Annotated in this window: 12 protein-coding genes and 1 pseudogene; 5 read left to right on the forward strand and 8 right to left on the reverse strand. The window is 71.4% G+C overall.

The window, feature by feature from the left end:
* Positions 1–113: 113 nt before the first annotated feature.
* The 4 genes from ABZ495_RS18375 to ABZ495_RS18390 all read right to left on the reverse strand — a co-directional run bounded on the left by ABZ495_RS18375 (position 114) and on the right by ABZ495_RS18390 (position 3,282).
* Positions 114–1,688 carry a SpoIIE family protein phosphatase gene (locus ABZ495_RS18375; RefSeq protein ID WP_359836846.1) on the reverse strand — a complete coding sequence of 525 codons (1,575 nt, stop codon included), beginning with the start codon at positions 1,686–1,688 and terminating at the stop codon, positions 114–116.
* Between the two features lie 250 nt (positions 1,689–1,938).
* Positions 1,939–2,355 carry a sigma-70 family RNA polymerase sigma factor gene (locus ABZ495_RS18380; RefSeq protein WP_359836848.1) on the reverse strand — a complete coding sequence of 139 codons (417 nt, stop codon included), beginning with the start codon at positions 2,353–2,355 and terminating at the stop codon, positions 1,939–1,941.
* On the reverse strand, positions 2,352–2,792 hold the full coding sequence (locus ABZ495_RS18385) for an ATP-binding protein (RefSeq protein WP_359836850.1): 441 nt from the start codon (positions 2,790–2,792) through the stop codon (positions 2,352–2,354). The genes ABZ495_RS18380 and ABZ495_RS18385 overlap by 4 nt, the downstream gene beginning before the upstream one ends.
* A 115-nt stretch (positions 2,793–2,907) precedes the next feature.
* Positions 2,908–3,282, reverse strand: coding sequence for an STAS domain-containing protein (locus ABZ495_RS18390; protein ID WP_359836852.1), 375 nt, complete (start codon positions 3,280–3,282; stop codon positions 2,908–2,910).
* Positions 3,283–3,525: 243 nt separating this feature from the next.
* Here ABZ495_RS18390 and ABZ495_RS18395 point away from each other — a divergent pair, with 243 nt between their 5' ends.
* The 3 genes from ABZ495_RS18395 to ABZ495_RS18405 all read left to right on the forward strand — a co-directional run bounded on the left by ABZ495_RS18395 (position 3,526) and on the right by ABZ495_RS18405 (position 6,144).
* The gene (locus tag ABZ495_RS18395) at positions 3,526–4,395 is read left to right on the forward strand and encodes an MEDS domain-containing protein (RefSeq protein WP_359836854.1); all 870 of its coding nucleotides are present in this window, start codon (positions 3,526–3,528) and stop codon (positions 4,393–4,395) included.
* Positions 4,392–5,339 carry a sensor histidine kinase gene (locus ABZ495_RS18400; RefSeq protein WP_359836856.1) on the forward strand — a complete coding sequence of 316 codons (948 nt, stop codon included), beginning with the start codon at positions 4,392–4,394 and terminating at the stop codon, positions 5,337–5,339. The genes ABZ495_RS18395 and ABZ495_RS18400 overlap by 4 nt, the downstream gene beginning before the upstream one ends.
* A 238-nt stretch (positions 5,340–5,577) precedes the next feature.
* The gene (locus ABZ495_RS18405) at positions 5,578–6,144 is read left to right on the forward strand and encodes a GNAT family N-acetyltransferase (protein ID WP_359836858.1); all 567 of its coding nucleotides are present in this window, start codon (positions 5,578–5,580) and stop codon (positions 6,142–6,144) included.
* 307 nt (positions 6,145–6,451) lie between these two features.
* Here ABZ495_RS18405 and ABZ495_RS18410 read toward each other — a convergent pair whose 3' ends face one another.
* From ABZ495_RS18410 to ABZ495_RS18425, 4 genes are all read right to left on the reverse strand, one after another.
* Entirely contained in the window at positions 6,452–6,778 is a 327-nt protein-coding gene (locus tag ABZ495_RS18410; protein ID WP_359836861.1) for a hypothetical protein, read from the reverse strand.
* A 315-nt stretch (positions 6,779–7,093) separates the two neighbouring features.
* Entirely contained in the window at positions 7,094–9,433 is a 2,340-nt protein-coding gene (locus ABZ495_RS18415; RefSeq protein ID WP_359836863.1) for a collagenase, read from the reverse strand.
* A gap of 862 nt (positions 9,434–10,295) precedes the next feature.
* The gene (locus ABZ495_RS18420) at positions 10,296–10,439 is read right to left on the reverse strand and encodes a hypothetical protein (RefSeq protein WP_359836865.1); all 144 of its coding nucleotides are present in this window, start codon (positions 10,437–10,439) and stop codon (positions 10,296–10,298) included.
* 281 nt (positions 10,440–10,720) lie between these two features.
* A complete protein-coding gene (locus tag ABZ495_RS18425) occupies positions 10,721–11,194 on the reverse strand; it encodes a MarR family winged helix-turn-helix transcriptional regulator (protein WP_359836867.1) in 474 nt (157 codons plus the stop codon).
* Positions 11,195–11,251: 57 nt separating this feature from the next.
* On the opposite strand from ABZ495_RS18425, the gene ABZ495_RS18430 reads away from it, so the two are divergent.
* Together ABZ495_RS18430 and ABZ495_RS18435 are read left to right on the forward strand one after the other, a co-directional pair.
* The gene (locus ABZ495_RS18430; RefSeq protein WP_359836869.1) at positions 11,252–12,028 is read left to right on the forward strand and encodes an alpha/beta hydrolase; all 777 of its coding nucleotides are present in this window, start codon (positions 11,252–11,254) and stop codon (positions 12,026–12,028) included.
* A pseudogene (locus ABZ495_RS18435) lies at positions 12,027–12,140 on the forward strand (AraC family transcriptional regulator); the annotation flags it as partial. The gene ABZ495_RS18430 and the pseudogene ABZ495_RS18435, both read left to right, overlap by 2 nt.
* Positions 12,141–12,239: the final 99 nt, after the last annotated feature.

Genomic DNA, 12,239 nt, shown 5'->3' on the forward strand with positions numbered 1-12,239 from the left:
CGCTGTCCGTGGTGCGGACAGCGGCCGGGGCCCCGAGCCCGTCATCGCCCTCCGGTATGGCGCACGGCGGGCGAGCCACGGGAATCCCGTGGAGAGAGCTCCGAGTCGGGCGGTCAGCGGCTGATATGGAGAGCGCAGACGTCGTCGTGCCGCCCGCCCGGGCGAGCGAGCGCCTGCATGAGTGAAGTCAAGAAGTCCGGGGCGCCGGCGTGCGCCGGTGCGGTCCGTGTCAGTCGGGCGAGGCTCTCGTCGATGGGCTCTTCAGGGGTTTCCACGAGGCCGTCGGTGTACAGGAGCAGGTGGTCGCCGGGCAGCAGGTCGAGGGTGGCCGCGTCGTAGTGGGGCGTGGCGGTCGCACCGAGGAGTATGCCGCCGGGCGCGGGCAGGAGGCGGGCTTCGCCGGCGCGCAGGAGCAGGGGCGGGAGGTGCCCGGCCCGGACCCAGGTCAGCCGGGAGGCGGCGGGCTGGTAGACGGCCATGATCATGGTGGCGGTCCGGCTTTCGCGGTCCGCTGTGTGGAGGAGCAGGGTGTTGAGCCGGGTGAGGATGGTGGGCAGGGGTGTGCCGGTGATGGCCATGCCCTTGGCGGTGAACCGCAGCAGGGCCATGGTGGCGACCGCGTCGAGTCCGTGGCCGGCGACGTCGCCGACGACGAGCAGGGCGTTGCCGTCGGGTAGTTCGATGGCGCTGTACCAGTCGCCGCCGAGGTTGAGGCCTTCCTGGAGGGGCTGGTAGGCGACGTCGACGGTCAGGCCGGCCAGGTGGAGGGTCTGCTGGGGGACGGGGAGGAGGGTGTCCTGGAGGCGGGCGGCCAGGTCCCGTTCGGCGGTCAGCAGGAGCTGCTGGGCGAGCGCGTGCTGCTGCTGCTCCAGCAGTTGCTGTTCGGCGTGCTTGGCTGCGGTGATGTCCTGGAAGAAGCCGTGGAGGTGAACCGGTCGGCCCAGGGCGTCGGTCTCGGCCTCGGAGACGACCCGCACATGCCGGACCTCCGAGGATGGAAGCTGGATGCGGAAGGTGTGGTCGACCGGCTCGCCGGATCCCAGGAGGCGCCGGATCGCGTCGTCCAGCTCGGGGCGGTCCTCACTCACGGCCTGGGCGGCCAGTGCTTCCAGCGTCAAGGGTCCTGCCGGCCGGTCCCGGCCGAAAACGGAATACACCTCATCGGACCAGGTGACCTCACCGCGGACCAGGTCCCGGTCCACCCAGCCCATCCGCCCCAGGCGCTGCATCAGGGCGAGACGGCGCTGCTCGCGTTCGGCTCGGTCGAGGCGCTCCCAGGAGACGATGAGCCCACCCTCACAGGGAACGGCCCGGACCCGGTAGCGGGACAGGCGCGGAATGCCGGCTGCTGTCTCCTCGTACTCCAGGTCGCCCTCGTACCCCGCCCCGGTCTGCAGCGCCCGGAGGTAGCCCCGCCACAGGTCTGTCCCCGCCACCCCTGGGTAGGTCTCCAGCACGCTCCGCCCCACCAGGTCGGGACCGTGGCGGCCGGCGACGTCCACGGCATCGGGTGAGGCGGTGGCGAAGCGGAAGTCTGTCACCTCGCCGAGGGGCCCGCGCTCCGGGAGGAGGAAGACCACCGACCCGGAGAGGGCTGCCAGGACGCGTTGGACCACCGCCGCGGCGTGGTCGTCCTGCGCCGGCGGGCCCGCGGGCAGCCGTCGTGCCGCCCATTCCTGCTCCCTCATGCAACGAGCATGTCACGCGCACGGGGCAACGGCGGTGGCCGGGCCGGATGCGGGACGAGGGACTGGCGCGCTGGCCTTCGCCTCCGGGATCCGGCGGGCACGGGCGGCGAAGCCGGGAGTACGGCGCAGGTGCCGGACCAACGGTCGTGTGGTGGACGGGCGGGAGTTCCCAGGATCTCCCCGCCCCCTCAGGGCCCGGTGCGCGTGCCGGGCGGCGGTGCCCGCATGCCGTGCCGATGCGCTGACGTGCTCAGTGGCCGTCGTGCAACAGCCCGCTGCGCAAAGTCGCCAGAGCCCGGGACAGCAGCCGGGAGACGTGCATCTGCGAGATGCCGAGCCGCTGCCCGATCTGCGCTTGCGTCAGTTCCTCGCCGAAGCGTAGCGAGATGATCGTGCGGTCGCGGTGGGGCAGGGCGGCGATGAGCGGCTTGAGGGCGTGGAGGTCCTCGACGCGGGAGAGCCGCGCGTCTTCGAAGCCGAGCCTGCGCATGAGGGTGCTCGCCGGCGAGGCTGCCTCGAGCTGCGTGTCCAAGGAGCCCGCCGTGTAGCCGTTGCTCGCGGTGAGCGCCTCGATGACGTCCTCCTCGCTCACCTGAAGGCGGACGGAGAGCTCCGCGACGGTCGGGACCCGGTCCAGGTGCTGCTCGAGCTCGTCGGAGGTGCTCAAGGAGCGGCGGGGCGGGGGGTGTCGATCTCCAGCCACACCGATTTGCCGTCCGCGTGGGAGTCGGCTCCCCAGCGGTCGGCGAGCTTGGCGACGATGTTCAGGCCGTGGCCGCCCGGCAGGCCCGGGGCGCGCGGCTCCCGCGGGCGGGGGAGGTCCGGGCTGGCGTCCGTGACCTCGATCCGCAACCGGGCGGGGGCGGTGTGCAGCACCAGTTCCCGGGCGCCGCCGGCGTGCAGGACGGCGTTGGCCAGGAGTTCGCTGACGAGCAGCAGGACGTCGTCGCAGTTCTGGGCGTGCCAGTCCGCCAGGGCCCGACGGGTGAACTCCCGCCCACGGGAGACCTGGCCGGGGACGCCGAGCAGCCTCAGGCGTCTGACCTGCCCGGCGGGCGGCGGGCCCGTCGGGCAGGCCCCGGGGAGGTCCCTGTCGCTAGCCATCTACCATCCCTCACAGACCGGTCGAACGGGGCGAGATCGAATCGGAACGTCGTTGGGCGCGTGCCCTGAGAATGCCGGGACACACCTTGGCTTCGCTCCCGGCGGGTGGACGGTCTCAGCAGCCCTCGACGGCGTCGGCGACGCCGGCGTACAGGTCGAAGACCTCGGACGCGCCGGTGATCTCCAGCAGCCGTGCCACCTGGGCGGGGACGGCGGCCAGCCGCAGCCGACGGCCCGTCTCCTGGAGCGTCAGCCGGGTCTGCAGCAGCAGGTTCAGCCCGGAGGAGTCGCAGAACCGGACCGCCTCCAAGTCGACGACCACGACGCCGGCGGGACTCGCCAGGGCCTCGCCCAGCACGGCGCGCGCGGCGTCCGCGTGGTCCAGGTCCAGGTCGCCTTCCAAGCGACTCACCACAGACCCCTGCCTCGCTGCCACCGGCTCGGCGGGCGCAGGCCGGTCGGCCGTGCGGTCGTCTCCCTCGGTGTTCATCTGTCCGTGCCTTCCTCGCGGTCCCCGGGGCGGCTGCCTCCGGGCGTGACAATACGGTGAAGACCGCGCGGGGCGGTAGCGCGGGCCCGCGCCGCACCCGTCGCAGCACCGGGCCGTCCTCTTCCCGGCCCTGCCAGGTACCACCTCCGGTGCCCGCGGTCACGGTCGGCGACCGCTCTTGTAGGCTCGCGTCGCGGTTGCCGGCAGCGGGGCGGCCGGGCGGAGTGAGCCGAGGAGGAACCGGTGGGCCGGAAGACGGACGGTGACCTGCCCGTACGCCGTGGTGGGCACCTGTGTCGCACCTACGCCGACGAGAGCCACTGGGCCCTCCAGCTGGGAGACCTCCTCCGCGAGGGAATCGCCCTCGGCCAGCAGGTGCTGTACTACGCCCACACCCATACCCCGCTGGAAGTGACCGACCGGGCACGCGCCGACGGACGCGACCTTCGGGCGGCAGTCGAGCGGGAGCAGCTGAGGGTGCGCAGCGCCGCCGACTCCTACCTGCGGCACCTGCCCTTCGACCCGGACCTGATGATCACCGGCCTGCGGGACAGCTGCCGCCTGGCTCTGGCCCAGGGGTGGAGCGGCCTGCGCGTCATCGGAGAGATGGACTGGGCCACCCAGCACGTACCGGGCGCGGACCGCCTCCTCGAATACGAACTGCGCCTGGACACCGAAGTCTTCACGGACCTGCCCGTCACCGGGATCTGCCTCTACACCGCTCAGGCCGCCACCCGCTCCCCCGCCGCGCTCGCCGCCGCCACCCACCACGACCTCGGGAACGCCGGCGTGCCGGGCAACGACGCCAGGCTGACGGCCCGGCCGCTGCGGCCAGGCGGCCGGATGCGCCTTTCGGGAAGCGCCGACTGGGACAGCAGGACAGAACTCGCCGAGATCCTCGCGGCCGTCTGCCGCCTGCCGCTGCCCGTGGTGCACCTGGACCTTCGCGGCGTCGACTTCACCGACACCGCCGCAGCCGCCGCGCTGGCCCGGACCACCGCCGTACTGGCCGGGCAGGACCGGCGCCTGGTCCTGCACCACGCACCCCCCTCACTGCGCACCGTGGCGCAGATGTTCCCCGAAGACTGCAGGGATCTGGAGACGACGGCATGACCGATACCGCGCGCCCCGTCGTCTCCGCGGGCCCCTTCGTACACCCGGCGCTGTTCTACCGCACCACCGGCGAGTACGTGGCCACCGTCGGCTCCTTCGCCCGCGCCGCCCTGGCCGCAGGCGAGCCCTGCCTCATCGCCGTCCCCGCCTACCAACTGGAAGCCCTTCGGCCGGCGCTCGGCGACACCGGGGACGGCGTCGAGTTCGTCGACATGACGATCCTGGGCCGTAACCCCGGACGGATCCTCGCCGCGCTGCAAGGCTTCGCCGACCGCCACCCGGGCCGGGCCGCACGCATCGTCGGCGAACCGATCTGGGCCGGACGCAGCCACGCCGAAATCCTCGAAGCCACCCGCCACGAGGCCCTCATCAACACCGCGTTCGCCCGCCGCAGCGCCACCATCCTGTGCCCCTACGACGTCACCGCGCTGCCGATGGCCGTCGTCGCGGACGCCCGCCGCACCCACCCCACCCTCTGGGACGACGGCAAGGATCTCACCAGCGCGCTCTACGCCGACCCCGCCCTGGTCAGCGCCGACTGCGACCAGCCGCTGCCCGAACCCGTCGGCGCCACGGCACTCGCCTACAGCACCGGCCAGCTGGCACAGATCCGCCACCACGCCGAAACCTGGGCCCGGAGCACCGCCCTGACACCCGCGCGCCAGGGCGACCTCGTGCTCGCCGTCAGCGAAGCCACCGCCAACTCCCTGGCCCACGGCGGCGGCAGCGGCACCCTGCGCCTGTGGACCGGGGAGAACGCAGCGGTGATCGCGGAGATCCACGACGACGGGCACCTGAGCGACCCGCTCGCCGGCCGCCACCGCCCCCGCCTCGCCTCCACCGGTGGGGGCCGCGGCCTGTGGATGATCCACCAGCTCTGTGACCTCGTCGAAATCCGCGCCACCGAAGGCGGCCTGACCCTGCGCCTGCACATGACCCCCTGACCCTGGAGCCGAGGCACCCCGCGCTGATCCGTATCCCGTGGGAGGAACAAGCCCGCCCTGCTGGAGCGGATCGCTTCCTGGCTTCGGCCGGGTGGATGGTTCCTGGGCACCACTGGGCACCACTGGGCACCAAGCCTGGACCGGGACTGATGAGAACGCGAGTGTCGGACTCCTGATCAGGGGCTGCGTTCGGACAAACAGGTGGCCGGGACGAGGGTGACGCGGCAGGATGCTCCGCATGACCTTGCCCACCCCCGAGCTGCGCACCGCCCGCTTGCGACTGAGGCCGTTCGCCGACGCCGACGCGGCGCCGCTCTACGCGCTGCACAGCAGCGCCGACGTGCTGCGTTACTGGGACTCTCCCCCTTGGACCGAGCCGGCCCGGGCGCAGCGCTTCATCGCGGCCTGCCGGACGATCGAGGAGGAAGGTACGGGAGCGAGGGTGGCCGTCGACCGCGACGGGGCGTTCATCGGCTGGTGCGGGCTGACCAGCTGGAACCCGGACTTCCGCAGTGCGTCCCTGGGCTACGTCTTCGATGCCGCCGCGTGGGGCCACGGCTACGCCACGGAGAGCGCGTATGCCGTCCTGCGGTGGGCGTTCGACACCCTGGACCTGAACCGTGTCCAGGCCGAGACCGACACCCGCAACGTGGCATCCGCCCGGGTACTGGAGAAGCTCGGCTTTGTCCGCGAAGGCACCCTCCGCGAGGACTGCGTCGTCAACGGCGATGTCTCCGACTCCTGGGTCTTCGGTCTCCTGCGCCGCGAGTGGCCTCCGACGGCCGGCCGCCAGAGCCTGTGGTGAAAGTGGCCAGAGACCTGCGGGAAGCTCACCATTCGTCACCAGCTCGGGCAAGGCGCAGGCCATGAAAGGACAGGATGAGGTCGGGCTGGAGCACGTCGTCGTCGAGAGAGCCGAACTGTTCGACAACGACGAGTCGTTCAGGCGAGCGCAGATCCGAGCCGCAGGTCCCCTCACCGGGTGAGCGCACGACCAGGCGCCCGCGCCGAGCACGGCCCCACGCGCAGGGTTCCCCGTCTGCCGCGCACACGGCAGACGGGGAACCCTACAGGTCAGCCGCCCGGATACCTTGCCAGAACGGCCGCGCCGGTCAGGAGAAGATCACCGAGCGGAGCTTCAGCCGGTCGCCGCGCTTCTTGCCGGGGTTCATCACGTAGTAGGTGTCACCGTTGCAGTCGAAGTCGAGGAACACCGTGGCCGTGGAGGTGGTGAGGTTGTCCGGCGCAAAGGCCGGGTGGTCCTCGGTCGCCCCGAACAGGTTGATGCACTTGCCACTCTCCGGGTCGGCGAGCCCGGCCGGAACGCCCCGGCCGACCTTGTAGAGGAAATCGCCGACGGCCGCGTGCGCGGAGGTCGGCACCGACATCGTGATCAGCAGGGCACCCGCCGCCGCGATCAGCGTGTTACGAAGACGCATCATGAGTCCTTGCGTGAGAAACGCCGGTACGTCCGGCGCGGTACCGGTTCCCAACTCCTCGGCTCGCCATGGGCGAGGCACCCGGCAGAAGAGCGAAGACCACCCGTCCGGGTGCACTCCGGCCTTACGAAGCACCGTCACGCTGCGCCCCGGCCAACGCCGACCGCCACCGGACAGGCGGGGAGACCAACAGGACCGGGCCGGGGCGCAGCCGCGTCGAAGCGCACGGAGAGCCGTCGCCGGTCCCTCGTGCCGTGAACCGACCCTTGGCCGCCGTCGGCCCGAGGGGACCGGCGACGGCTCGTGCAGGGTGTGTCAGCGGCGGAGCGGGCCTTCGCAGGTGTAGTCGGCGGTGCCGGCCCGGCCGGAGGGCCAGACGTCGACCTTGCCGAACCAGCAGTTCATGTCGGCCAGGTTGTCGGCGGCGGCTCCGGCGCGGCCGACGAGGAAGTAGTCGACGGTGGCGGCCATGTCCTGGCGGGTCCGGCCGGCGTCGAGGGTGTTGGTGAGGCTGGCGGTGATGCGGCCGGTGCAGCTGAAGCGCATCTTGTTGTCCCAGTCGCCGTTGTCCTTGCAGACCGGGGTGTTGCCGGTGGCGGCGGCGAACGCCGACTGGACCTCGGGGGCCGTGGCGTAGTCGAGGTTGGCGTTGGGTGTGTAGGTGGTCACCGGGACGTACAGGTTGTCGGCCTGGGGGACCTGCGTGTTCAGGTAGGCGGTGTACTCGGCCTGGAGTGCGTTGTCGTGGCCGAGACGGTCGCGCCAGGCGTCGTAGCCGGCCCTGTCGTCGGCGCGCAGCAGGCGGTACATCTCGGCGAGTCGGTCGGGGTGCTTCTCACCGAGGAGGTTGAAGAAGGTCGCCGCGTACGGGTAGGCGCGGAAGCCCTGGTTCTCCCAGGTGGCGTGGAGGATCTGGTCCACGGTCAGACGGGGGGTGCCGGCCTGGTCGTCCCAGCCGACCTGGCGGACCATGTACTTGCGGGCCTTGACGCCGTCCTTGGCGGTGGACCCGGCGAAGTACTCGGCGGTGCCCTCGTTCATGGCGAAGGTCGCGGCGCCGGGCCAGCGCGTGGTGTAACCGGACTCGGGTATGGCCCAGCGGGCGTTGAGGTAGTGGACGTACTCGTGGCGGAAGAGCTCCTCCAGGGAGAAGTACGACTCTGCGGTGGTGCGCTGGTAGGTATAGAAGGTGGAGTTCTCCTCGATGAACATGCCGCCGTTCTCGACGTCGCCGATGCCGAACAGGAGGGACTGGAGGGCCCGGTAGTTGGACTTGGTGTCGTAGAGCTGGACGGTGAGGACGGGGTGGTCGTCGCCGGGCAGCTGCTGGTCCGTCCCGAGGGTGCGGAAGAACTGCGCCTTGACCTGCTTGGTGGCGTAGTAGAGCTGGTCGGCGGTGGCACGGTCGAGGGCGGTGCGCACGACGAGCGTGCCGTTGTCGTAGCTGTAGGTGGAGGGGAAGACCATCCGCTCGATGTCGGCGCGACAGACCCCGTACTGCCGGCACACGCCGAGCCGGTTGAGCGGCAGGAGGAGGTTCTTCCAGGGGTTGCTCATCCGCCCGAAGACGGACTCGACCTGCTGGAACACCGATCCGGCCTGCGAGGTCAACTCCGCCTTGAGGGCGTCGATCTCGCCGAAGCGGCCGTACTCCAGCAGGGCGTCGGCGACGGCCCACTCGCTCGTGGTGCCCTTGAGGTGGGAGTAACCGGCGTAGGCGTTGAAGGCCGCGCGGTAGTCCGCGTCGGCCGCGACGGCGGCACGGAAGAGGCCCTGCGGGTCCTCGCCGACGTTCGAGATGCCTTGGAAATTGATCTGGAGGGCGCCCTGGACGGCCCAGTTCCAGCCGGTGTCGCCGATGGTCCGGCTGCCGGGGGCGAGCGTGCGCACGATCTGCTTGACCAGCGGGAGCCGGGCGACGCGCAGGCCGGGGGCGGTGCTGGTCTGCAGGAGCTCGCCCATGGTCGCGCCATTGCTGGTGGTGGGCTCGAAGACGCGCGGGTTGCCGGTGTAGTCGCGGATCGCACGGTCGACGGCGGCCGCCGTCGCGGCGTCGTGGAGATCGATCTCGTCGTGGGAGAAGTCGAAGTAGACCGCGATGTGCAGGTAGTACCAGAGTTCCTGCTGGTTGAGGTTGTTGGCGCTGTCGAAGCGCGGGGCCAGCTCGCTGACTCTCGCGGCCACGGCCCGCACGTGGGCGGGGGTCATGACCTTGGCGGTTTGGACGTTCCAGTCGATCAGCAGCGGTCGCAGACAGCCCTGGTAGGTGTGCCCGGGATCGGTGAGGAAATCGACCAGGGCGGTGGGATCGAGCGCGGTGAAGGCCTCGGGGGTGCAGGCGGCGTGCTGCGCAGCGAGGGCCGCGGTGCTCGGATCGGCCGTGGGACTGCCGCCCTGCTGCGCGGTGCCGGTGGTGGGCTGGAGCTGTTCGCCGCCCTCCCAGCCCTGCGGCGCCGGCAGCGCGGAACCACCGCCGGCGGTGGCGGAGTGGGCGATGTCGCCCACTGGTCCGGCCGCGCCGGGGTGCGCCTGCGTGACGGCGCTCGTGCTCGGTCGGGCGGCCGTGGCGTGCTGACTCTGGATCAGCGGCGAGGCGAGGGCAGTGGTCAGGGCAACGGCGAGCAGGCCGTTTCGTACGGTCGAGCTGGACAGCACCAGGGCTCCTGTGGGGGTGTGGGGTGAAGGGAGGTGTCCTGCGAAGGTCGCCGGATGCGGCCGTTCGGACCGCGCCGCATGCGGCGACTGCCCCCGGATGGGCGGCACATGGAAGCCGGCCCGCCGCCGGGGTCCGGCCGGGTGGAAGGACCGGCCGGTCTCGCTCCCGTGCGCCGGTCCCGTTGTGGGGCACGGAATGCGACGGGAGTACAGGGGATCGCCGAGGGCGGCGCGGGAAGGTGCGCGGACGACGGGTCGCGCTGCGGGGTGGCGCGGTGGCCGGCTCAGCGGCGCAACTCTCGCCGGGCGAAGGAAGGGCGGGGGCAGTCCGAACCGCTGACGGGCGACTGCGGGCGATGCCGATGGGACACCGGGGCTCCTGTGGGGGCGGAGGCTGGGGTGTGCTGGAACTCGAAGGGGGCGCGTTCTCAGCAGTACAATAGTAATGTGAAATGGCATTAACAAGAGGGTGTCCGTCGTTGTCAGCGCGCTCCCACCCCTCTGTCGACGGGTGGGCACTCGCCTCGAAGAGGCGGCTGTCGGCGCCCCCGTGCCGACGGCACGGAGGACGACGCACGGTGGTGGTTGCTTCACCGCGGCACCAGGCCCGCCGGTCACCGGCTACTGGTACACCGATCCGCACCTGGGCCGGCACCGTGCACGCCCCCGGTCCCTCCGACACCGACGCCGAGAAGACCGCCCTCAACACCGCGCTCGGCACCCGCCCGCAGACGAACACCACCGCCCCGGGGACGGCCCGCCCCTCATTCGGCGGCGGCCGTCCACATGCTCCGGACCTGGTCGAACCCGGTTGCGAACCCGGGATTGACCGTCCGTCCGAGCGGTGTATCGTCTCGCCGGTTCACACCTCGAACCGCGGCTCGTCCGCGTTGTGGTTCTTGAGCTCTTCGGCGATGTCGAACGTCTTGCGCATGAGCGTGACCACCCCGAGCTGTCGCGTCGTGACACCCCGTCGGCCGCGCCGGCCGGCGGCACGCGAAGCCACCGGTTCAGCTACGCAGCAGGTCCGACACCGGCGTCGCCGCCGGACGCCGGGTACCGCGGCCCGCGTGCCGAAGCCCTCCGGGGCTCGTCCCCGGAGGGCCTCCGGGGACGGGAACCGCAGGTCGGCGCCCCGCAACGACGTCCGCACGGCTGACAGAAGACGCCGATCCGTCTTATCGACGCGGATCCAGGAGCCTTCGGACAGCGATCCGCTCGAATTCCCCCCGGCCGGTTGCGGTGCCCTCCCCGCAAAGCGATCTCCCTGGCCTCGTACGGTCCGGTTCAGTCGACGTCGGCGTTGCCCATGACCTCGAGGAGGCGGGAGAGGACTCGGAGGCAGGCCTCGACCTCGGTCTCGGTGAGGTCACCGCCCGCCTGGCGCAGCACTGTGCGTTCGCGCCGGATGACGGCGGCGATGGCAGCCCGGCCCTGTTCGGTCAGTCGGATGAGGGACGATCTCTGGTGGGCCGGGTTGGGGGCGGACTCGACAAGACCTCTCGCGGCCGCGTCATTGACCATGCGCTGGACGAACTGGCGGCTGAGCGCCTGCGCCCGACCCATCTGGGGGACGGTCATGGGTCCGTGGTCACGGAGCAGGCTGAGGACGGCCCGCTCCCCGACCGACAGCCCTTCGGCGGAGATGTCCTGCTCCACCTTGCGGTGGGTGCACCGGTACAACGGCCCCACCAGGTCGAACACCTTGGTGAGCCGGTCCGTCAGCTCCTCGGACGCCTGGCCGGTATCTCTCTCGTTCACCCCGCCATGATGACACCCGGGTTGCCATTCCCCTCCAAGAATGACACCTTGGTTGTCATGAATGATCTGTTCTGGCGGGACACCGGCATCGGCCACCCCCTCGTCCTGCTGCACGGTGGCTTCCTGGACCACCGCATGTGGGACGACCAGATATCCACCCTCGCCGCGCGGCACCGCGTCATCGCACCCGACGCCCGCGGCCACGGCCGGTCCGCCAACGCCACCGAACCGTTCCGGCACACCGACGACCTCGCCGCGCTGCTACGGCACTTGGACATCGGCCCCGCGGTCCTGGTGGGCGTCTCCATGGGAGGAAGCATCGCGGTCGACACCGCCTTGGAGCATCCGGAACTGGTCAGTGCCGTGGTCGTCAGCGGCGCCGGAACCAGTGAGCCGGTCTTCACGGATCCCTGGACCACCCGAACCTGGACCACCTGGCAAGCAGCGATGGCGGCCGGCGACCTGGACGCCGCCGTCGAGGCCTTCACGCTCTTCGCCGCGGGCCCGGACCGCACCGTGGACGATCTCGCCCCCCAGGTCGTCGACCGCCTGCGCGAGATGACCCGCAGCACCCTGTCCAAACACACCCCCGACGAACCCGACCTGCGCGTCCCTGTCCGCGACACCTGGGACCGTGTCGCCAGGATCGAGGTGCCCGTGCTCGCCATCAACGGTGCCGTCGACTCACCCGACCACATCGGCATGGCCGAACGCCTCACCCGCACCGTCACCACCGGCACCGCGATGTCGATCGACGGGGCTGCCCACTACCCCAACATGGAACGCCCGGATGCCTTCAACAAGGCCCTCGAAGACTTCCTGCAGACCATGTGACCGCCTCACCGCGGCCGCCTGTGCCCGCACGCTCGGCCTACCCGACGCGTCCGACCCTTCGGCGTTCTTCCGGAAGGCGACGGGCATGCGCCCGGACGCGTGGCAGGCGTCGGGCTCGGGCGCAGGGTCCTCGTGCGGTTCGCTGACCGGCCCGGGGGGCGTCCGGGCCGGCCGAGGTGACGGGGAGCTGTCCAGCCGCTCCGCCGGTACA

This window comes from Kitasatospora sp. NPDC005748, from assembly GCF_040630735.1.
Taxonomy (GTDB): domain Bacteria; phylum Actinomycetota; class Actinomycetes; order Streptomycetales; family Streptomycetaceae; genus Kitasatospora.

Excerpts from the sequence above, each read along its gene's own strand:
- ABZ495_RS18375 (WP_359836846.1), bottom strand. The coding sequence starts at position 1,688 with ATGAGGGAGCAGGAATGGGCGGCACGACGGCTGCCCGCGGGCCCGCCG.
- ABZ495_RS18385 (WP_359836850.1), bottom strand. The coding sequence starts at position 2,792 with ATGGCTAGCGACAGGGACCTCCCCGGGGCCTGCCCGACGGGCCCGCCG.
- ABZ495_RS18390 (WP_359836852.1), bottom strand. The coding sequence starts at position 3,282 with ATGAACACCGAGGGAGACGACCGCACGGCCGACCGGCCTGCGCCCGCC.
- ABZ495_RS18400 (WP_359836856.1), top strand. The coding sequence starts at position 4,392 with ATGACCGATACCGCGCGCCCCGTCGTCTCCGCGGGCCCCTTCGTACAC.
- ABZ495_RS18405 (WP_359836858.1), top strand. The coding sequence starts at position 5,578 with ATGACCTTGCCCACCCCCGAGCTGCGCACCGCCCGCTTGCGACTGAGG.
- ABZ495_RS18410 (WP_359836861.1), bottom strand. The coding sequence starts at position 6,778 with ATGCGTCTTCGTAACACGCTGATCGCGGCGGCGGGTGCCCTGCTGATC.
- ABZ495_RS18430 (WP_359836869.1), top strand. The coding sequence starts at position 11,252 with ATGAATGATCTGTTCTGGCGGGACACCGGCATCGGCCACCCCCTCGTC.